General features: G+C 59.8%; 16 protein-coding genes and 1 pseudogene. 10 read left to right on the top strand and 7 right to left on the bottom strand.

The features are described 5' to 3' along the window. The first annotated feature begins 130 nt into the window (after nucleotides 1–130). On the top strand, nucleotides 131–1,042 hold the full coding sequence (locus HV796_RS30885; RefSeq protein ID WP_175231440.1) for a LysR family transcriptional regulator: 912 nt from the start codon (nucleotides 131–133) through the stop codon (nucleotides 1,040–1,042). A gap of 45 nt (nucleotides 1,043–1,087) precedes the next feature. Here HV796_RS30885 and HV796_RS30880 read toward each other — a convergent pair whose 3' ends face one another. After that, a complete protein-coding gene (locus HV796_RS30880) occupies nucleotides 1,088–2,008 on the bottom strand; it encodes a LysR substrate-binding domain-containing protein (RefSeq protein WP_175231438.1) in 921 nt (306 codons plus the stop codon). A 108-nt stretch (nucleotides 2,009–2,116) separates the two neighbouring features. On the opposite strand from HV796_RS30880, the gene HV796_RS30875 reads away from it, so the two are divergent. The 6 genes from HV796_RS30875 (at nucleotide 2,117) to HV796_RS30850 (ending at nucleotide 12,880) form a co-directional block, all read left to right on the top strand. After that, nucleotides 2,117–3,379: an MFS transporter gene (locus HV796_RS30875; protein ID WP_175231435.1), complete on the top strand. Its 1,263-nt coding sequence runs from the start codon at nucleotides 2,117–2,119 to the stop codon at nucleotides 3,377–3,379. Nucleotides 3,380–3,488: 109 nt separating this feature from the next. Further along, nucleotides 3,489–4,064 carry a hydrolase gene (locus HV796_RS30870; RefSeq protein WP_175231432.1) on the top strand — a complete coding sequence of 192 codons (576 nt, stop codon included), beginning with the start codon at nucleotides 3,489–3,491 and terminating at the stop codon, nucleotides 4,062–4,064. A 256-nt stretch (nucleotides 4,065–4,320) separates the two neighbouring features. Beyond that, nucleotides 4,321–8,040: a DUF7379 domain-containing protein gene (locus HV796_RS30865; RefSeq protein WP_175231430.1), complete on the top strand. Its 3,720-nt coding sequence runs from the start codon at nucleotides 4,321–4,323 to the stop codon at nucleotides 8,038–8,040. Between the two features lie 87 nt (nucleotides 8,041–8,127). Next, nucleotides 8,128–10,926 (top strand): GAF domain-containing protein, encoded by a 2,799-nt coding sequence (locus HV796_RS30860; RefSeq protein ID WP_175231427.1) that lies wholly within the window; start codon nucleotides 8,128–8,130, stop codon nucleotides 10,924–10,926. After that, nucleotides 10,913–12,550 (top strand): CHAT domain-containing protein, encoded by a 1,638-nt coding sequence (locus tag HV796_RS30855; protein WP_175231424.1) that lies wholly within the window; start codon nucleotides 10,913–10,915, stop codon nucleotides 12,548–12,550. The genes HV796_RS30860 and HV796_RS30855 overlap by 14 nt, the downstream gene beginning before the upstream one ends. 129 nt (nucleotides 12,551–12,679) lie before the next feature. Next, complete coding sequence (locus tag HV796_RS30850) at nucleotides 12,680–12,880, top strand: DUF2905 domain-containing protein (protein WP_175231422.1); 201 nt, start codon at nucleotides 12,680–12,682, stop codon at nucleotides 12,878–12,880. 45 nt (nucleotides 12,881–12,925) lie between these two features. Here the strand turns inward: HV796_RS30850 and HV796_RS30845 are convergent, their stop codons facing one another. The 4 genes from HV796_RS30845 to HV796_RS30830 all read right to left on the bottom strand — a co-directional run bounded on the left by HV796_RS30845 (nucleotide 12,926) and on the right by HV796_RS30830 (nucleotide 17,111). After that, nucleotides 12,926–13,228, bottom strand: a complete 303-nt coding sequence (locus HV796_RS30845) for a DUF4148 domain-containing protein (RefSeq protein WP_175231419.1) — start codon at nucleotides 13,226–13,228, stop codon at nucleotides 12,926–12,928. A gap of 175 nt (nucleotides 13,229–13,403) precedes the next feature. After that, on the bottom strand, nucleotides 13,404–13,778 hold the full coding sequence (locus tag HV796_RS45905; protein ID WP_175231416.1) for a KTSC domain-containing protein: 375 nt from the start codon (nucleotides 13,776–13,778) through the stop codon (nucleotides 13,404–13,406). A 179-nt stretch (nucleotides 13,779–13,957) separates the two neighbouring features. Then, nucleotides 13,958–15,409: a DNA-3-methyladenine glycosylase 2 family protein gene (locus HV796_RS30835; RefSeq protein WP_175231414.1), complete on the bottom strand. Its 1,452-nt coding sequence runs from the start codon at nucleotides 15,407–15,409 to the stop codon at nucleotides 13,958–13,960. A 439-nt stretch (nucleotides 15,410–15,848) separates the two neighbouring features. Then, nucleotides 15,849–17,111, bottom strand: coding sequence for an epoxide hydrolase family protein (locus HV796_RS30830; RefSeq protein ID WP_175231411.1), 1,263 nt, complete (start codon nucleotides 17,109–17,111; stop codon nucleotides 15,849–15,851). A gap of 158 nt (nucleotides 17,112–17,269) precedes the next feature. Between HV796_RS30830 and HV796_RS30825 the strand changes: the two genes are divergently transcribed. Next, entirely contained in the window at nucleotides 17,270–17,857 is a 588-nt protein-coding gene (locus tag HV796_RS30825) for a TetR/AcrR family transcriptional regulator (protein ID WP_175231408.1), read from the top strand. Between the two features lie 265 nt (nucleotides 17,858–18,122). Here the strand turns inward: HV796_RS30825 and HV796_RS30820 are convergent, their stop codons facing one another. Beyond that, a complete protein-coding gene (locus HV796_RS30820; RefSeq protein ID WP_175231406.1) occupies nucleotides 18,123–18,986 on the bottom strand; it encodes an intradiol ring-cleavage dioxygenase in 864 nt (287 codons plus the stop codon). A 761-nt stretch (nucleotides 18,987–19,747) separates the two neighbouring features. Here HV796_RS30820 and HV796_RS30815 point away from each other — a divergent pair. Continuing rightward, nucleotides 19,748–20,074 (top strand): annotated as a pseudogene (locus HV796_RS30815) (ABC transporter permease subunit); the annotation flags it as partial. Between the two features lie 66 nt (nucleotides 20,075–20,140). Beyond that, the gene (locus tag HV796_RS30810) at nucleotides 20,141–20,872 is read left to right on the top strand and encodes a DUF2278 family protein (protein WP_175231401.1); all 732 of its coding nucleotides are present in this window, start codon (nucleotides 20,141–20,143) and stop codon (nucleotides 20,870–20,872) included. Between the two features lie 115 nt (nucleotides 20,873–20,987). Here HV796_RS30810 and HV796_RS30805 read toward each other — a convergent pair. Beyond that, on the bottom strand, nucleotides 20,988–21,687 hold a 700-nt coding region (locus HV796_RS30805; RefSeq protein ID WP_175231398.1), incomplete at its 5' end, for an MmgE/PrpD family protein.

Here is a 21,687-nt window from a genome sequence, read left to right as displayed (position 1 = left end):
TGTGGATGTATTCCCCCGCATGATGGCCTCTCTCTGACGATCTACTGCACTCACAGTAGACTATTCCGGAAACAGGCGGTATCCATTCAAATCGGCAATCACCCTTGCGGTTGACGGAAGGATCAGAAACATGGATCGCTTTGACGCAATGACCGTCTTTGTGCGGGTCGTCGAGGCAGGCAGTCTCTCCGCGGCTGCGCGCGTCGGTCCTCAATCGCTAACGTCGGTGAGCCGGCACATTGCGGCGCTCGAAGAGCGGCTCGGCACACAGCTGCTGCGCCGGACGACACGGCATCTCGCGCTGACCGACGAGGGCCGACTCTTCTATGAGCGGGCCAAGGCGATTCTCGGCGAGATGGAAGAACTGGAGGGCGCGCTTTCGGCGGGTCGTGACGAGCCGTCAGGGCGGCTTCGGGTGGCCGCGCCCGGGTTGATCGGCAGATATCGCATCGCGCCTCTATTGCCGCGCTTCCTTGCGCGTTATCCGTCCGTCGATGTCGACCTTGTGCTGGTCGACCGCACGGTCGATCTGGTCGAGGAGAATATTCACCTGGCGGTGCGCCTGGGGCGACAACCTGACTCGAGCCTTGTCGCACGCAAGCTCGCCGAAGTCCATATGCTCACCTGTGCGGCGCCCGTCTATCTGAAGCGTCGCGGCACGCCGAAATCACCGGGCGACCTCCGCGATCACGACTGCCTGACTTTTTCCGATACAGCAGGGGCGATTGAATGGCGTTTTCGCTCGTCGAGTACGCAGGTGTCGGTCCGCGTAACAGGCCGCATCTGGGCGAATAGCCTCTATGCGGTGGTGGCAGCAGCGATCGAAGGCGGGGGCATTGTCCGCGTGCCGTCGTGGCAGGTCGCACACGAAATTGCGGCTGGACGTCTGCGGACGCTGCTCGATGCGTACAGGCCACCCCCGACACCCGTCTACGCGGTGTTTGATCATGCGCGCCGGTCGTCGCCGAAGGTCCGGACGTTCGTCGACTACCTGGTCGATCAATGGGCGGGCAGCGATCTCGAAACGGTGACGTCGCGATAGAGTTCGTTGGCGGCGCCTACTCCTGTTCGCTTCTGTGAACCGTTGTTACGGCAGCGGCGTTTCGCGCCCGTGCGCGCCCACCGACTTCGCGATCGCGGCAAATGCGGCCTGTTGTGCAGAGGGCTGATGAGTCGGCCATACGAGCCACATCGCCGAGCGCGCGCCTTTGTCCTTCACCGGCCGATACACCACGCCGTTCGCGTGAATGCTGCGCAGCGACTCCGGTACCAGCGAGACGCCGAGTCCTGCCGCGACCAGTCCGACAATCGTCGCCGCCGCGCGCGCTTCCTGCCCGATGCGTGGCGCGAAACCCGCCTGCCGGCAAAGCGAGATGATCTGGTCGTACACTCCGGTTCCGCTTTCGCGTGGATACATCACGAACGCTTCGTCCGCCAGTGCGCCGATCGACAGCGGCTTCGGGTCGCCTGCGAGTCGATGCTGAGGCGGTAGTGCGACGACCAGCGAGTCTTCGAACAGGCGGGTTGCACGCAAGGTCGACGGCAGATCGGGAGCCGCAATGCCGCGCACGATGGCCACATCCAGTTGCCGTTCGAGCAGCGCGGTGAGTTGCGCTTGTGTGGTCAGCTCGTCGATTCGCAGATACACATCGGGAAAGCGCTGGCGATACGCGAGGATCAGACGCGGAATCAACTCGGTGAACGCGGCGGAACCGGTCAACCCGACGCGTAATTCGCCGATTTCGCCGCGTTGCGCGCGGGCCGCCACCGCCGCCACCCGGTCGGCCTGCGCCAGCAGTGCGCGCGCCTCGGGCAGCAGCGCCTTGCCTGCCGGGGTCAGCTCGACGCGCCGGTTGCCGCGTTCAAACAGCTGTGCGCCCAGCTCGTTTTCAAGTACGCGAATCTGCTGACTGAGCGGCGGCTGCGCAATGTTCAGGCGCGATGCCGCGCGGCCGAAATGCAGCGTTTCGGCGAGCACGGCGAAGTAGCGGATTCGGCGTAGATCCATGATATCGGTAGTGTATCAATTCCAGCGAAATCAATATTGGACAGATATCCAGTGTTAGCCCGATCATTGCACATCGACGCAAACCTTTTTGCCTATGAGCGGTTGAACATGACCGGACAACACAGCGACACAGTGGAACAGGAAAGGGCGGCCGAATCTGTGCCGCCGGCACAGTCGGCATCCGCGACGGCGAGCCGGAAAATCGAAGTTGGAACGGCGGCGTTCGTGCGCACCAATTGCGCGCTCTTTGCAGCCGGCTTTGCGACGTTCGCGTTGCTCTACTGCGTGCAGCCCCTGATGCCGCTGTTTTCGGAAACCTTTCACGTCAATGCGGCGGGTGCGAGCCTCGCGCTTTCGTTGACCACGGGCCTGCTGGCCGTCTCGTTGCTGGTGGCCGGCGTGCTGTCCGAAACATGGGGCCGCAAACCGATGATGGTCGCGGCGCTGTTCCTGTCCGCCGCGTTGACGGCGCTAAGCGCGGTGTTGCCACACTGGCACACATTTCTCATGACGCGCGCGGTGATGGGTATCGCGCTGAGCGGCTTGCCCGCCGTCGCGATGGCGTATGTCGGCGAAGAGATGGATGCGCGCTCGCTCGGCACCGCGATGGGGCTGTATGTCGGCGGCACCGGTCTCGGCGGCATGGCTGGGCGTTTGCTGACCGGCGTGATGACCGACCTGTGGGGATGGCGCGCGGCCGTGATGACGATGGCCGTGCTGGCGGCGCTGTCCGCCGTTGTTCTGTCGCGCTGCTTGCCCGCGTCGCGGCACTTCGTGCGACGCCCGCCGCATTTCGCGCCGCTTGCAAGAACGTATGCGGTCCAGTTGCGCGACCGCATGCTGCCGTGGCTGTTCGCGGAGGGTTTTCTGTTGATGGGCGCGTTCGTCACCGTGTACAACTACGTCGGCTATCGACTCGTCGCGCCGCCGTTTTCGCTGAGCCAGACGAAAATCGGCCTGATTTTTGCGGTCTATTTATGTGGAATCTTCAGCTCGGCGTGGATCGGAAGTCTGTCGGGATGGCTCGGCCGGCAAAAGCTGCTGCCTGCGACGCTCGGGTTGATGCTGCTCGGCACCGTGCTCACGCGAGCCAGTTCGTTGCCGGTCATCATTGTCGGCATCGCGGTGTTGACTGTCGGTTTCTTCGGCTCCCATTCTGTTGCGAGCGCATGGGTGGGGGCGCGTGCGCCGGTCGGCAAGGCGCAGGCATCGTCGATGTATCTGTTCGCGTACTACGCCGGTTCCAGCGTCGTGGGCTCGCTCGGCGGCGTGTTCTGGAGTGCCGGCGGATGGTCCGGCGTCACGTGGATGACGGGTTCGTTGCTGGTGGTCGCGATTGTTATCGCGCTCCGACTGCGCGCCACAGCATGAATCGAAGCCCGGGTCCGGCGTTGACGTTTGTGAGCCTGTCCTCATATACTCGTTCTGAGTATCGCCTCACATTAATGAGGCGGCCTGGCACTTTTAACGGAAGACCATCATGTTGCAGAAACTCGACCCCAACACTACCGCGCTCGTTCTAATCGATCTCCAGCAGGGCATCCTTCCGTACGGGCAAGCACCGCGCCCGGGCGAATCCGTGGTGACCACTTCGGCTACGCTTGCAAAGCGCTTTCGGGAAGTGAATGCGCCGGTCGTGCTGGTGCGGGTGGGCTGGGGCGCCGACTTTGCCGATGCACTGAAACAGCCGGTCGATCAGCCCGCGGCGCATGGCGGCTTGCCGTCGAACTGGTGGGACTTCCCCGCCGAGCTGGCGGTGAGCGAACGCGACATCCAGATCACGAAGCGCCAATGGGGCGCTTTTCATGGCACCGAGCTCGACTTGCAGTTGCGGCGTCGCGGCGTTAAGACCATCGTGCTCGGCGGCATTTCGACGAACATCGGCGTCGAGTCGACGGCCCGCGCCGCGTACGAGCACGGTTACTCGCTGGTGCTGGTCGAGGACGCGATGAGCTGTTCCGCACCGGAGCATCATCACGCGTCGTTGAATTTCATCTTCCCGAGGCTTGGCCTCGTGCGTCAATCCGGCGATGTGCTCGCCGCACTTGCGGGCTGATGGCGGACCGTCGATCCATCGCGCATACATAGAGGATCGCTAACGTTTCAGGTCGAACGACACAACGACTCGTGCAACGCTCGTTAAACGATGCGCTTGCACGGTCACGCGAAAAGCATGTGTCTGTTTTCGCTCATAACGGCGACATTCGCCTTCTCGGCCTCCCCTGCATTGACTAGAGTTCAATTTCGACCTGAGTCAATTCGGATTGCCTGGGAGTGCCTGACTCGCACGGCCAATCCGCGTGGGGGGAGCCATGGCGAGTCACCGTACCGCATCCGGAATCGAAGTGACCTTCCCCGACGGCATCGACCTGGAAGAACTCCCGGACGCTTCGTTGGCAGGTGGCATCGGAGTTCGTGGGCCGCTTCATTCGGATGATCTGTCGGACCTTTTCGATGTTGCCGGTTTCGAGCGCGATGACGCGATTCAGTTGACGCTCGCGCCTGGCGCCACGGCCATTGCGGTCGAGCCGGTCGAGATGAATGTGCCCATCGAACCGGACCGGCATGCGGTCGTGCTGGTCGAGCGTGACGGTGCGCTATCGTGGCGTTACCCCGAAGACGACACCCCCGGCGAGTCCGGCGCGGTGCATGTGCGCGGCACAACGGGCACGCTGCGCTTCAGGCTCGATCCGTCGCCTGAGCCCGACGACGGCGATGCCGATACGCGCGGATGGATTCACGACATCATTGCCGATTGGCTGGCGAGTCAGATCCGCGTGTATGTGCTGCGCTTCGCCGCGCGCAGCGCGGTCGAGACCCTCACGCCATGGCTCGAGCGCGACGTATCGGAGGGGATCGTCCGCATCACCGGTTACGATCCCGCGCACTGGGTACATGGCGATGCGCCGCCTATCGACGGGCGACCTCGCAAGGTGCTGCTTCTTGTGCACGGCACTTTTTCGAACACGAGGGGCAGCTTCGGCGCACTGTGTGGTGAACAAGGCACCGGCCTCGGCATTCTTGCAGCCGTACTCGCGAAGTACGATCTCGTGATCGGTTTCGATCACCGTACGCTAACTGAAAACCCGCTTCAGAATGCCGAAAAACTTGCGCAGGCGCTGCTGTCGCTGAATCTCGCCGACGACGCCGAACTCGATGCCATCGCGTTCAGCCGCGGCGGCCTCGTGCTGCGTTATCTGACGGAACGCGTTTTGCCGCAGCGGCAGTTCCCGCTGATCATTCGGCGGCTCGTGTTCGTCGGGTGCACGAATGGCGGAACGAACCTTGCGCGGCCGGAGAACTGGAAGCGCATGCTCGACATCTACACGAATCTGGTCCTCGCTGGCACCCACGCGGCGGGCTGGATTCCTGGCTTCGGCACTGGCGCGGCCATTGCAAGCGAAACGGTGAAAAGCATCAGCGAGTTCGTTCAGGACATCGCGGCCGCCGCGGCCGACGAAGTGCGCGTACCCGGCATAGCGGCGATGCAGCCGGACAGCGAATATGTGCGCGATCTCAATGAATCGCCGATTCACCCCGGCACGCTGGCGACGACGCGCTACTACCGGACAGGCGCAGCGTTTCAGATCGATCAAGGTCCCGCGCCCGGTTTCGCTGACGGCGTGCGCGACTACTTGATGTATCACGTCGCCAACCGGCTGTTCAACGACGCCAACGATCTCGTCGTGGACTGCGCGATGATGAGCGAGTTCGGCTGTCATGCGTCGTTGGTCCAGCAGGCGTCGCACCCGCTGTCCTCGGAAGAGCGTATCTACCACACGATTTACTTCACATCCGCCGAGCTATGCGATCTGCTCGGCGAATGGCTGCTGGACACGCCAGCGCTGTATTCGCGGGTGCACACCGGCGTGCAGGTGATCGATGGTGATACGAGCGCGCCAGAGGCGGCGCGAAGCCTCAGTCCCGATCTGCTGGCGCCGGTGGTCGTGCTGGAGCGGCGACAGAGCGAAGTCTTCTACCACCTGACGCGTGTGGAGGAGCTCGCGACCCTACTCGACACGCCGCAGGCAGTGGACATGAGCGTGACCGAGGCGATACGCAAGCACGATGTCTTCGAGACGTTCGTCGAGAGCGACGAACGGGAATTGAAGCAGCTCGACGACGTCTGGACGCTCGGCAACCCGGCGGAGTCGCGCCCGCAACGTGGCGCGCATGACGACTCGCGCAGAGTCGTTCTCGTGAATGGGACGGTCGTCGGTGTGGTGCCCGATGCCGTGTGGGCGCTTGAACTCAAGAAGCGGACTGATACGTTCGGTGGCGTGAGGGGCGCGGTGGCGGGCGCCGCGGGTGCTGCGGGTTCTCCGGATGATTTCAACGCGATACCGATGCCTGACTTCGCCTGGTCTGACACCGGCTCGCTACACGGCGTCGTTTTCGAGGGGGTCGACCCGCGAGCGGGCGCACCCGTGCCCGCGTTGCCTCGGCAGGAGTCGGTTGCGTCCGTCCCCATCGTGCCGCCACCTGCGACCTTCGACTGCCAGTTTGAAGCGGAGATGCGCTCACGGCCGCGGCTTGTGACACCGGCAAGCGTCCTCGTGCATATTTCGCGCGAGATACGCACGATCGAGACGGGGGCGACGCATGGCAGTGCGGTTGCACCCGTCGCCGAGGTGGACCCGATTGTCGTCACGGTAAGGGCGATCCACAACTGTGCGATCGCCGGCGAGGCGCAAGCGACTGTGGCGCCGCCCGAGGCCGGCGTGCCGCGCACGTTGACCTTCGTCGTGCGCGGCATCGCCGAGGGCGAAGCGGAACTCTGGGTCAGCGCCACGCAGGCAGGGCGCAGACTCGTGACGATTCCTCTGTGCCCGAGCTTTATCGCGGAGACCGAGCAGCTTGTGGTGCAGGCGACCGCGTCGCTCGATGGGGACGAAGGTGCGCTTATCGACTTGCGCATTCGCGATACGTCCGCCGGCAACGAGAGCGACGTGCAGCTCCAGTACGATTTGAGTTCGGACGAACTGACCGTGATGGTCGAAGAGGAGTCGGTCAAACTGGATGGTCAGCGGCGTCTCGACTATATCGCGGGCATTTATGCCGACATCGAGCGGTATTGGTTGACCGCGGCGCGCGCGAGCAGGAGCAATCCCGAAAGAGTCGTCGCGATCATGGAGGATTTCCAGGAGGAGTTACGACTAAAGGGGATGGCGCTGTGCGAGCAGTTGATCCCCGTCAAGGTGCGCAAGGCACTGTGGGACGCCTATATCCAGAACCGTGTCGGGGCCGTCCGCGTATTGACCAAAGAGCCTTCCATTCCGTGGGAGATGCTCTATTTGCGCGATCCGGACAAAATTTTGCCCCCGTCTCAAGGCTGTTTTCTGGCGGATCTCGGGCTGCTGCGCTGGAATGCGGCATTGGGTTATCCGCCGCCGCGTATCAGCATCGACCCGGCGCGCGCGTTTTATCTGATCCCGGACTACCCGGCGCCGTACACGTTGCCGAGCACGACTCAAGACCGCGCGCTGCTCAAGCAGCTCTTTCAGGCAACGGAACTGCAAGCGACCAAGCGGCGCATGTCGAAGCTTTTCGACTCCGAGCGATTCGATCTGTTTCATGCCGGATGCCATGGCGAGGCCCGGCGTGGCCGCCCGTGGGAATCCGGGCTGCTGCTCGAGGTGCAAGGTCCGACCGGTGGTCCTGACTATCTTCGTCCGCATTATCTGCAGGGCGTTGCAAATGGCAGCCGTCCGTTCGTTTTCCTGAATGCATGCCAGGTCGGAATGCAGGACGACGGTATGACGGGGGCGGCCGGCCTCGGGCAGGCGTTTCTGGAAACCTGCAAGGCGAGCATTCTGGTGGCGCCGATGTGGTCCGTACGCGACCAGACCGCTTCGCTATTTGCACGGAATTTCTACGAAAAACTGGCGGGCGGCGCGACACTCGTCTGCGCTGTGCGGCACGCAAGGCGGACCGCCAAAGCCGCAGGCGATCCGAGCTGGCTCGCCTATTCGGTCTGGGGTCATCCGTTCGCGCGTATCGAAGTGAAGCGCGCGATCCAGGCCGCGATCTGACGTGATGCGCGTACACAGGGCCTGTCCCGCGATGGCGCAAATGTCCTGAATGGTGACAGGCGGTTGGGTGAAGTCGGGAGGCCAGTCATGTCGATCACGCAGCACGAAACACTAGCCATCGCGGATGACGCGAAGCGCTACGACGCGAATCCCGAGCACGAACTGATCAACTCGCCCCTTCCTTGCGCGCTCGTCGACGCACACGACATCGTGACTGACGCGAGCGCGTCGCTAAAGACCCTTTTGCCGGATGTCGTCGGACGTGCTTTGCCGGAGGTGCTGGAGCTCGATGCATCGATGCTCGTCACCCTGCGCACTTCGTGTGGACCGGTCGACAGCAGCTATCGGACGCTTGCCGGCGAGCTAATGCCGGCGATCGTACAGTCGCTCGCCGCGGGCTATCCCGCACCCGGCATGCTTCTGGTCGTCACGGACTGCGCGCGATTCCGTCTGATGGAATCCCGGCGCTTCGAATCGACGCCCTACACCGTGATGCGCGTGAGCGAGGACGGTGCGGTCCGTTTTGCCAATGCGGAAACGATGAAGGTACTGGCCGTGACGCAGGAGGCGTTGCTCGGCCGTCCATTGACATCGCTGTTTAGTAGTTCCGATGCCTTAAATATCACGGAATGCCTTGAGCAATGCATGGACACGCTGGAATCGAAGAGCCTGTTTGTGACCATTCCGAAGCTGGGTGGGTGCCCTGATGAACCGTCGAAGCTGATCTTCACGCCGGATATGGCGCCACAGGGAAGACCGTACGGCGTGCTGGTCGTGATCGAATCGACCGCGAACGAGCGCGTCAGGGATGAGATCGCGAAGATCGCATTGAATCCGGAAAACAGCAACTGGCGCGAACGGCTTAGATTGGTGGTGGCGAAGATCCGGCAGATTATCGAATTCGATCACGCGATATTCGGCATTTACGCGGAGGACATGACGTTGTTCCGTGCGGCCGCCATCTACGAGGAAGACAGCATCAAATGGCCGGAACGCTGGATGAAGCTACCTGATGGCCTCGTGCAAGCCTTTATCGATAGCGGCAATTTTTGCATCGACAATCTGGAAGAGTACGTAGAGAAACACAAAGCGTTGCGTGAAAGCGAAGTTGTCGCGGCCTATCTCGCGGCGGAAATCAAATCATCCGTCACGCTGATCGTGAGAGGACCGGAAGGGCCTACGTCCGCCTTTACGCTATGCTCCAAAGCGCCTCGTAAGTTCCACGACGCAGACCACGAGACGTTGCGCGATCTCGGCGTCGAAGCCGTGCTGCTTCGCTGCGAGGAGCAGATGAAGCAGGAGCAGCGGGCGTTCGCCGAAGAAGTCAAGCAACAGGTCGCCACCACCGAATGTCTGACCGAAGCGGCCTTGCAGATCGTCGACAAGATCCGGGAGAAGCTTAAATGGGACTTCGCGGCACTGTTTCGCGTGGATCGTCACCTGAATCAGTTCCAGCTCGTCCACCAGTCGGTGTCGGACCCGAGGTTCCGGGAAGACGCGGATACCCATTTCGTACAGAACATCGACATAGGGATGCTCGGTGACACGTTGCGTCACGGGGTCGTGCGCGTTATCGACAACGTGGATGCGAAGAACACCGAGCACTATGGTTATTTGCGGCCGAACCGAGGCACCAAGTCGGTCATGACCATTCCGGTCCGGCTGAATAATCGTGTGCGGTGGATTTTTCACGTGGAGTCCAGGGATGCGAACGGATTTCGCGGACCCGACAAGGACACGCTCACTGATCTGATCCGGCTGATCGAAGAGGGCCTCGAGCAGCGCATGCTGGTCGAGATCAAGGAGTGCCTGATGGTCGAGAGCGAACGCGGCGTGCTGCTGGCGGGCATGGATGGCGACGTACTCGAAATGAACAAGGTCGCTGCGCGGATGTTGGGGCGCGAGAACGAGCAGATCGACGAGCCCTTCAGGCTGAGCCGTTACGCGTTCAACGAGCACGCACGGTCGGTGCTCGATCGCGAGGTCAAGACGTCGAACCGGCGTATCGAACTGAAGGGCGACCATGACGAACGCTGCATCGTACTGGCGACGTGTCAGGAACTCGACGAGAGCTTCGATGCGGTGCTCTGGTTCTTTACGGATGTGCGCTCGATAGCATGGGTCCGGGACTTGCGCTTTCTGCGGGAAACGGTGTCGGAGGTCGCCCGGCAGACCCGCACACCGCTCTCTCTTGCGTCGTCGATCGCCTATCAGTTGCAGAAGCGCTTGAGCGCAGAGGTAGGGAGCGTAGACGAGGTCTCGTCCAATCGCGCTGTGGAAGCGTTCCAGCGTATCGCGCTCGAGATAGGCAAGGCCGACATCACGTTCGAGCGCCTTGCCGATGCGCTGTCGATCCGCCAGGCGCCGATGCGTAAGCGGGTCCCCGTCGATCTACGCGCGTGTGTCGAACACGTGATCGACTCGCTGCCCGAGCGCGATCGCGGCCACGTCGAAAAGGATCTGGGAGAACGGCCGGCGATCGTAATGGGAGACGACGGACGCCTTGCTTTTGTCGTCCGGTCCATCGTCGGCTATCTGATCCGGACGCGGCCGGACGAAGACGCCAGGGTTCGCATTGCTTTGAGCGCGGTCGCCGCGGGCAGGTACACCGGACCGCGGGTGCGGCTCGACTTGATGTTTGCGCATACGGAGCCGCATGCCTCCATTGAGTCGACGCAACCGGGTCGGCCGGACCCGCTGCAGGCCGCCTATGATGAAGCACGCAAGGATGCCAGCCTCAGTCTTGCGGCCATCCGGCGGGTGATCCAGGCCCATGCGGGCCGGCTTGAAACCGCTTCGCCACACCGCGATCCATCGGGCAATGTGACGGCGTTCAAGATGTGGTTTCCCGAGCCGTTGACAGGAGCCGGCGATGACTCCAACTGACAGTGGCCGAAAGACCATCCTCCTGGTTTCCGAAGACGATGAAAAGGAAGCACTGTTCATCGGCCACGTGGAGCTACTCGACGACGCCGTCAAGGATGATTTTCCGGAAGCGCTTCAGTTCTCAGGGGCGAAGATCACGCGCAAGTCGTACGCGGACAGGGCCCGTGACGCATTGAACCCGTCACTGGCCGCGGCGATTCGTCCCGTGCTGATCATTCTCGATGCGCAGGTGCGCGAATACCGGGACCAGGGCCCTCAGCTCGATGACAAGCCGGCGATCGATTTTCTCCTGTGGCTCGACACAACGCTGCCCGATGTACCCGTTCTCGTGGTCGCGCCGGAACCCGGCGAAGTTATTCAGCGCAGGGTGCTCGGCCGGCGCAACACGTCGCTTCTGTGCATCGGGGAGCGCAAGGCGTCAGGTCAGGGCGACGTGATGGCCTTCGCCGAAGCGCTTGCCGGTCTCGCGCTGTCCGGCGCCACGAAGCGCCGGCGCTATACGATCGACGTCGGCCTGAATTCCGCGCGTTATCGTGTGTTCAACGACCGGTATCAGGTGATTTCGTCGAGTGAGATCGCTTATAACGACGACTCGGCGATCGACGAAATTCTGGAGGGAATCGAGCAGCAGCGGGCGCCTTTTGATGTGAGGGCGAACCAGAGCCTGTTACGCTCATGGGGAAAACATCTTTTCAACCTGCTTATCAAGGATACGGTCGGCACGCATCTGGTCGAACGGTTACGCATGATGCCGGTTGCCGCTGAGGAACCGCGCACCGAAGTCGATCTTCGCTTTGAGATCGATCTGCGCGTGCCTGAACGCGAAAAGCTATTCAACCTGCCTCTGGAACTCGTCAACTACAACCGGAGCTTTCTCTGTTCACGTGTGCCGACGGCGCGCAACATCCGCTTCACGCTGACGGGTGACCTTTCGACCGATAAAACGGTGCGGCCGCTCGCGGACAGCTGCCAGGTGCTGTTCGTGAAGAGCAAGGTATCGAAAACCAACGTGGTCAAGGACGAAGCCGGAAACAGAATTCGCGGAATGGAATTTTCGAAACTGGAGAACGTGGACCGCGAACTCGACACGCTAACGCATTACATGACCCCGGAAGGCAAGCGTCGCGTACAGGCGCTGACCGTGATCGGCGACGAAAATCCACCGCTATCCGGTCTCGCGCTGCGCGACAGGCTCCGCGACACGATCGTCGAAGGCGAATTCGACGTCGTCCATTTCGCGGGGCACTCGATGAACACCGGCGCGCATGGCGGCACCTATCTGATCCTGCCTGGGGCGCCTGGCGAAGCGCTTGCCGTCAAGATGGCTTCCGTTGCCCGATGGCTGAGCGAAGGCGGCTGTCATCTGATGGTGCTGTCCTCCTGCGAGGGCGCGTCGGCGGTGACTGCGATGGAGACGATGAAAGGTGGCATAGGAGCGGTGGTCGGCTTTCGCTGGAATGTGGACGACGATCTGTGCGCGGAATATTTCGCACGCTTTTATCGATCGTACTTCTGGCACGGGTGCACGATTTCCGAATCGTTTCGCGATGCATGCGACGAGGCAGTCTCCACGGTCGATCTGATGCCGACCTGGGCCTCCGCGGTGGCGGTGCTGAAGGACTGACGATGAGACCATGGGACACGGGCTAGAATGACACACGTGTCACGCGTTCAACGGCAGATCGATGCAGTCGATAAAAGCCCCTGTTGCGTGTGATCCACCGGCGTCATTCTCGTGGATGAGTTTTCGTTGATGAACCGTTTCCTGGTTGTGGTTGGCATTCTTTGCGTGCTCGTTGGCCTGGGATGGCGCTGGTTTGCGCGCATCCCATTCGGCCGGCTGCCGGGCGATATTCATATTGTCCGTGAAGGATTCAGCTTCCATTTCCCGATCGTCACGTGCATCGTGATTTCGATCGTGGTATCCGCGCTGCTATGGATATTGCGGCGTTGAGCAACGGTCCGCGCAAAGGCCGGCATTCATCTGATCGCGCAAGACCTAGCCGGTCGTTGATGGGTTGCTTGCGCTCGTTCGTGCCGGCAGGCAGTCTTTCGCGTACTCGGCGTTCAACCGGTTTCGGGCATTGCTGATGTCGGGCGAATAATTGTCGAGCGCGGGACGATAGCCGAGCGATTCCAGTTCCGCCAGTTCGCGATTGACGTCCGCCTTCGTCGGGGCACCATTCGCTGGTTTGAACGGATAACTGTTGCACTCCTGTGGGGTGAGGTGCGTGGATGCAAAGGCAAACGAACTTGCCGCCATCAACGCGAGCGGCATCAGGCGCACGATTGCTGCTTTCATGGGTGTCTTCCTCCATAGTGTGTGGTCCAGCCAGCCACGGGTTCCTGTCGCTGACTGCCCTCCAAACTACGCCGCACCGGATGTCAGGCCGTTTTCAATCGAGTTAACTTTTCTTCATGCTTGGGTATCCATTCAGTTGTTCGTATTGCCATTTGACAGTTTCATGCACGCGTAGCTATCGTCGACAACATACTTCCCGATCGAAGGTCTCATCGGGGTTTTCTTTTTGAATAATTGCCTCGTAGACGACAACGGGCACCCTTGAATACAGGCTGAGGCCACCGTCGGTATATCGGACTTCTAGCGTCTCAGTATTACCTTGATGATGCACCGAATAGATTTTTTGTCCGTATACGCGCACGTGACGACGCGGTCCAAGGCGCAGTGAGTATTCGGCCCCTCGTGACAGCTGCCGACCGGGCACAGTATTGGACACAATCTCCGTCTGGCATGTCAGACGCCTCCACAGCGCTCGCGCAAACACGAAGAAACCCGTATTTGCCCATTTCAATGGATAATTTTTATTACGGATAAATGTGCGTATGTACATGGTTTGCCTTTTATTGGAAACTCCAAAGATGAATGTGAATGAAATCGTGTCGCAGCATGCGGGAGTGTTTTATGGCTTGTGAAGCGAATCGGGATCATTGCGTCCGGAGGACCCCGCCCTGGAGCCTAACCCTCTCATGCGGACAACCGTCGCGGTATAGGTAACCCATTTTGTGCGTTTCAACCTTGCGACTGTACTTCGTGCAGCCGCCATAGATGCATCGTTGCGTATGCGCGCCACGGTTCCCACTGTGATGCAAGTCGCCCGGAGGCGGTTGGGCTATCGGCGCAAAGGTATTTCATTACAACGTCGTCGCTTTCAGGATACGCGTTGGGCCAGGCCATGGCGCGCATTGCGATGTATTGGACTGCCCATTCGCTGATGCCAGGAACTGCCCGGAGGAATGCAAGGGTCTCCTCAAGCGACGTCATCGGTTCAAGCACGATGTCGCCGCTCGCAACGGCGTTGGCCAAATAGCCGATCGTTTCGGCTTGCCTTCTGGTTAAGCCCATTTCCACAAGCATCGCTGGATGCAGGCTCGACAGGGTACGCGCGGAGGGGAACGTATTAACCAATCCAAATGGCGCCGCTTTAACAACGCTGCCAAAGCGGGCAGCGATGCGCGACAGGATGTTGCGCGTTTGGTCTGGAGTAGCCTTCTGACCGACGACTGCACGGACGGCGATCTCTATACCATCGAACGAGCCTGGCACACGTATACCTGGCAGGCCGGATGCAAATTCGTCGAGATGCGCGTCGATAAGATCGGGACGGCTACCGAGATCGAAGAGCCGTTTGACGCATGCGAGCACCTGCGCAATAACGCGGATAAGCGACGGAGCGACGGTGACCTCTACCGCATAGCGTCGAGGCAGATTCCGGACGGTGATCCAGCCTGTCAGGTTGTCCTTCTGTCTTGGTATTTCTACGACGCGTGCATAGATCTGCTCGTCCACGTACTCAACACCGTTGATTTGACGCTCAGACAGAAAATTAAGAAGACTCGACCAGGCAAAGGGAGGGCGGTAGGAAAGCATGAAGATCATATCTCCATCGGTAGCGGAGGCGCTTTCTTTTCCTTTGCGCAGTCTTAGCGGGTTGAATCCGTAGCGCCTTGAGAACAGATCATTGAAGCGACGCACACTTCCAAAACCAGCGACAGATGCGACCGTCGAAATGGGCATCGATGTATCGGTAAGCAGACGTTTGGCCATTAGCAGACGATGTGTCTGCACAAATTCGATGATCGACACGCCAAACTCTGTTACGAAAATACGGCGCAAATGGCGCTCGGTTACCCCGATTCGTTGCGCCAACTTCGTAACGGTCTTGCCGTTTAGAAATCCTTCCTCAATGAGTGTCGCCGCCGCTCTTGCCAGATTTCCGGAGATATCCAGCAGGCCATTTCCCGGAGCAAGCTCCGGCCGGCAGCGCATACATGGTCGAAAACCGGCCTTTTCAGCCGCGACCGTGGTCGGGAAAAAATGGCAGTTTTGTCGCTTTGGAGTACGGACGGGACATACCGAACGGCAATAGACACCGGTCGACGAGACGCCAACAAAAAACCAGCCATCGAAGCGGCGGTCGTTGGAAAGCAGGATTTCGTAGCAGGTTTCAGGGTCGAGACGCATGTGGCGACTCTAGAGGACGAGGGCTTTCGGATGTAGCCAATTTCGGACATGAGTATCCTGGCCGGGGCGTTCCCGGGCTCAGACGGCAGCACCTGAGCACCTGAGCACCTGAGCAGCAAAACGCAATGGTGGCGGCGGCGTATCTGAGCGGTCGAAACTTCACGCATGCAACGCGACGCCCTGAAGCGTCGTAGTTCGTAATAGACCGGTTACGGTCCGACGTAGTGATGACGCGACGAAGTGAGAAGTCGTCAAGGCGCACCGGTCCTCGTGGGGTAGCGGGCCGTCCGCCCCCTTTGGCTACCGGACTCTGACACGTTGCACAACCACAACCTACCTGGTGACGGGAATCGCTTCAATCAGTCAGGAGGGACGGGCACGACTTCACACGCGACGCCAAAGACTGCCGTGACCGTCTCGGCCTGACCGCCAATTCAGTTCATTGTGCAGCCGGCTTGCCCCGGAATGCCCTGAACGCTTGCGATAGTTCAGTTGCAAAGAGTTCCGGCTGCTCGAACGCGGCGAAGTGCCCGCCTCTGTCGAGCTCGTGCCAATAGAAGAGGTTCGGCCATGCCGCCTCGGCCCAGGCACGTGGCGCGATGTAATTTTCACGAGGGGAGATGCTGGCGGCCATAGGAAGCTCGATCCGCTCAGACGATGCGCGGGCGGAGGAGAAGAACGTGTGTTCCCGAATTGTTTTGCCGGAGCAACTTTCCCAGTAAAGGCGGGCGCTGGTGGCCCCGGTTCCGGTAAACCAGTAAAGAGAAATATCGTCGAGCATCTGATCGCGAGTCAGCGCATCTTCGGGGCGGCCTTCGTTGTCCGTCCATTCGCCGAACTTCTCGTATATCCACATCGCCAATGCCAGCGGGGAATCATTCAGCGCATAGCCGATTGTCTGCGGTCGCGTGTTCATCTCGTCCGCGTATCCGGCCTTGTGGTCGAGGAACAGATCGATCGATTGCAACGCCCGCTGCTCTTCCTCGCTTGGGCGCTTCGGACGTACTTCAGGTGCGACAAGAGGCAGGTTGACGTGTGCGGCCACGAGACCGTCCGGGCGCTGGCTGGCCAGCGCGTGCGTGATGGCGGAGCCCCAATCGCCCCCTTGGGCAACCCAGCGTTTATATCCGAGCCGATCCCGCATCAGCACCGTCCAGGCTCGGGCAATGCGCTGCGTATTCCAACCTTGCTCGCGAGGTTTATCCGAGAAGCCAAAGCCTGGTATCGAGGGCACAACGACATGAAACGCATCTTCGGCCCGTCCGCCGAACTTCGTTGGGTCAGTCAACCGGTCGATTACATCGAGAAATTCGACAATCGAGCCGGGCCATCCATGCGTGAGGATGATTGGGAGCGCCTGAGGATGAGGCGAGGTTGCATGAATGAAATGAATGCCGACGTCATCGATGCGCGTACGGAATTGCGGAAAGCGGTTGATGCGCGACTCGAGTTTTCGCCAGTCGTAGTCTCGAGCCCAGTAATCGATCAACGCCTGCGCGCATGCGAGCGGGACGCCTTGCGACCAGTCGTTCACTGTTTCGCGCTCGGGCCATCTGACGAGTTCCAGCCGCATACGCAAGTCGTCAAGGGCAGCTTCGGGGACGTGGACCGCGAACGGCGCAAGACTTTCGGTGGCGGGTGCTAGTACCAGCGCTTGTCGACCATCGAAGCGGGGATAGCGGACATGGTGAGAAGCGGACATGTATCAACTCCATAAGGTGCTCTTGCAGACCCGGCAACGGCCGTTAGAGCAATGATGATCGAAATAGTTGTAGCGGTTGCTACAACTGTGACGCAACCGCCTCCATTTCGTCAAGCGGTTTATTTAACAGTCGCTACAATTGGCGTATACTGGTGACCATGGGACGCAAAATTGCATTCAACTATGACCGGGCGCTGGACAAGGCAACGTCGCTGTTCTGGAAGACCGGCTACGCGGGAACCGGGCTGCGCGACTTGCTGAAAGTGATGGATATCGGCGAGGGCTCTTTCTATAACACGCTGAAGAGCAAGAAAAATCTTTATCTGATGTGCCTGCAGCGCTATGAAGAAAAAGAAATTCATGCACGCATGCACGCGCTGGCGTCAGCGCCCACCGCGGCTCTCGGAATTCGCGCGTTTTTCTTGCGTGTTCTCGATCGTCTGGATCACCCGAACATACCGTCGCGCCTTTGCATGATCGCCGCGATGGCGTCGAAAGAAGTACTGTCCGAACCCGACCTTCGAAAGCGCGCGAAGAAAGGTCTGGAAGACGTCCGTGCCTTGCTGCGAGAGCGCCTGGTCCGTGATCGGGACGAAGGCATTCTGCCATCGTCGCTGGATCCGTCGATCGTTGCGTCTATCATAACGACGTACTTGCAAGGCCTATGGCGCATGGCATTGGTGGAATACGACCGCCCCAGTTTTGAACAACAGATCGATGTGTTCCTAAGTGGATTGGGGCTGTAGAAAGCTTTCGGTGCTTTCGGGCGGATTCACCCTGAACCTTGGCTTGCTCGCAAAGTGCCGACAGTTGATACGTCTTCTGAATCTTGGTCAAGCCGAACCGACTGTCCTCCAATGGGTCGCCTAACGCGTCCGGCAGCGGCGTGACTGAGTAGTCGACCCTTGCCGCGCGATAGGCAACCGGCGCCGTCGCCGCGACCGAGCGGGCACGGGGGGCGTGCTCGAACTGGTGGAGTCGCGCGGGATCAATCCGCAACGCTTGCATCTGTCACGACGCACGGTTAAGCACAAAGTCGAAGTTGAGAGTACAAAACGGTGTATTGATTCTGGAACCATCCGGTGCAACGCCCGCGTCGTGCGGCACCCACGGTGCGATTAGCGACGAACGCACGCCGAACACCGCGTCCGAGTCAAGATAAGGGTCACCTTCACGAAACACTTGAGTGATGAGTCGTTCATATCCGGGCGCGGTAATCATGAAATGCAGATGCGCAGGTCGCCACGCATGACGGCCTAGCGCATCGAGCATGCGACCGACCGGCCCGTCATAGGGAATCGTATAAGGCTCGCCGACAATTGATCGGAAGTTGTGGCTGCCATCCGAGCGGCTATAAAGTGTGCCACGAGCGCGGTGCTCGCCGTCATCGGAGTATTGAACATCATATCGGCCTTCACCGTCCGCCTGCCAGACGTCGATGCGCGCATGATGCACCGGCTCGCCACCTGGGCCCTTGATGTTCCCGGACACGAAACACGGCACACCCGACGCGCCGTTCGCTAAATCTGCGCCGTTTCCAGACTCAGGTGCGTCCTCGACGAAGAATGGACCGAACACCGTTGCCTCAGTGCAACCCGCAGGCTTGCGGTTCGCCATCGCGACCACAAGCATCGAGAGCCCGAGCGTGTCCGACAGCAGGATAAATTCCTGGCGCTTGTCGTTGGTCGCGTGACCGACCTCCGTCAGAAACCGAATACCCTGTTCCCATTCGCCTTCAGTGAGATTCACTTCACGTGCGAATTCGTGCAAGTGGCGGATCAGGCTTCCGGCGATCTCCTTCAACCTCGCACTGCCTGCACGTTCGTGCCGTGCAAGTACGGCATCCGTGATTGTGTGCTCGTCGAGATTACGCATGGTGGCTGCACCTTTGTGAGAAAGATATGAAACGCGAGTCGATCATTAGATATCCGATAAATAAGTGATGAGGAAATCGCGTTGTAATGAGGGCGGACGTTGATGGCACTCGCGATTCTTCAATCATTGACATTGATGTCTGAGTTTCCAATCCTAAGGGATGGTTGACGACCTTACCGGAAATAACTTCGCTTTCCGCCGATCACTTTCGCGTTACGTTCTTTCGGATGGAAGATTCATCGCCATGTGATCAGAGAGACCTGACAGGATCTCAAATGGACTGCGAAGATGATGAATCGGTTCCCGTCCGGAACCCGATGTATTGAATAGAAATGCCCTCGAAAGGGTTGCTGACATGGAGCCGGTGCGTGTTAAGCGATGGTCAATAGCGATCCACAACGAGACTGCCCCCTACCTGCTCGATCTGCGTTCGTTGCGCCTGGAAAGCTGCAAAGCCATCCATCTTTTGAGTTACTCGAAAAGTGAATTCAATTCCGCCCGATTAATTAGCAGTTTGACGGTCAATATAATCAGCTATATGAAATTTCGGAGAGGGTCAGAGCGCGATTCAGATTCCCGTCGAAATGAACGGGAGTAGAAAGTTTTATCGCCGGGTGCGGTATAACGAACGCCGAATTCCTCTGGAAAGAGCTTCGTCATGCAGAACATGAACCGATGACGGTATTCTCGATTGAGTGGGTGAATGTGATGACCCTATGAAACATTTCGTTATCGCACACTCATGACACAGGAAACATTTCATGTCTTTTGTTTCGACGGTCCTGTCGGCGGTGCTTGGACTCACAGGCGGTGTTACGCTGACGGTGACCGGCGGCGGCGTGCGTCTGGCACGGGCTGCGGTGATTGGGTTTTTCAGAGCGATCCCTGCGCTGATGCTGATTTTCTGGGTATTTTTCCTGATGCCGGTGCTGCTGCATATTGATGTGCCGGGTCCGACAACGCTCGTCTGCGCGCTTGCGTTGATTGGAGGCGCTTATCTGTCACATTCGGTGCAGGCCGGACTGGCCGCGATCGGCACCGGGCAGCGGCAGGCGGCGGCGCCTGGCATGACGCGCTGGCAGGTGTTGCATTCGTAACCGATTGGGCATCACTGCCTTTCGTTCCGGTAATCTTCAATGAGGTCCGCTGAGTTCATGAACGAATACTGCATGTTTAAGGGCAAGCTGCTGCGCGCTGCGCCTTTCAAGGATTCCTATCCAGGCAGCCCGCATTACGTCATTACAGTGACCGGCAATGACAACACGCCATTCAATGTCGTCGTGAATTCAGCTTCAACCGAACCGGGTGAGGACGGCAATGACGATGTCTATTTTTATGCCGATCTGAATTTTGACGATCCTCTAACAGCCAAGTTGACGGCGCTTGATTTCGGCCTGTACACCAGCGGGTTTCCTCGGCTCGACTACTGGCAAGACCGCAGCCTGCTCGATCTCCACCGCATGCGCCCGATTCCCTACGAAGATGAAAATGGCAATCGCGCGGACGTCAACGACATCATCGACGAGATCTTGACCATCGACGAAGGTCAACCGTCGCAGTCATTCCCTTATGACAATGGCAGCGGCGAACTGCATGATCGCGACTTCTGGGTTCCAACGGCACAGAACGTCGTGGTATTCGGATTTGGCTTTCTGTTCTTGCCGAAGAAGGATGGCCTTCACGAGACGCATATGAACCAGGGCAACCCGCGCGGCAAGCATGACAAGGAAAATGGCGCCTTTCAGGATGGCGCAGTGATTGCTCAGCGGGATGACGGATTTGCTGCCGTTTTCACCGCGTTCCAGACTCAGCGTCTGCCGACTGACGCGCGCGGAATGCCAACTCCAGACTCACGCCCGTTGCCCGAGTTTATTCGTGGAGGGTGAAGGTGTGATGGCGTTGGTGCACGGTTTGGCGCGGTGCACCGCGCTGTCGCGGCATTGAACGTGTCGGCGCCACTTTATTGCGAGTGGCGCCGACACCGCGTTGTGCTTACGTCGCTCAGATAACGTACAGATCGACGTATTCATTGACAGGCATGGCTTCGAGCGTGGCCTGATCGAGCGACACATCGAGAATTGCCTGTTGCTGTTTCACCGGGAAACGCCGCGCGAGGTTCGTGCGGAATTTCTCGACCAGCAGCGGAATGCCATCGGCACGGCGGCGCTTGTGGCCGATCGGGTACTCGACCGCCACCTCGTCGAGCTTCGTGCCGTCGCTGAATTCAATGGTCAGCGCGTTGGCGATCGAGCGCTTCTCGGGGTCGTGATAATCCTTCGTGTACTGCGGGTCCTCGACGCATTCGATCTTCGCGCGCAACGCGTCGATGCGCGGGTCCTGCGCGATCGCGTCCTCGTAGTCGGCCGCGGTCAGGCGCCCGAAGATCAGCGGCACCGCGACCATGTACTGGATGCAGTGGTCGCGATCGGCCGGATTGTTCAGCGGCCCCTTCTTGTCGATGATGCGAATGGCTGCCTCATGCGTGCGGATCGTGATCTTCGCGATGTCCTCGACTTTCCTGCCCTGCGCGGCGAGCTGCCGGTGCAGCGTCATGGCCGCCTCCACCGCGGTCTGCGAATGGAATTCGGCGGGAAACGAGATCTTGAACAGCACGTTCTCCATCACGTACGAGCCGTACGGACGCTGGAACCTGAATTCATTGCCCTTGAACAGCACATCGTAGAAGCCCCATGTTTTCGCG

The sequence above is a fragment of the Paraburkholderia humisilvae genome (assembly GCF_902859855.1).
GTDB lineage: Bacteria > Pseudomonadota > Gammaproteobacteria > Burkholderiales > Burkholderiaceae > Paraburkholderia > Paraburkholderia humisilvae.
This window is presented reverse-complemented; position numbering and strand designations above follow the sequence as displayed.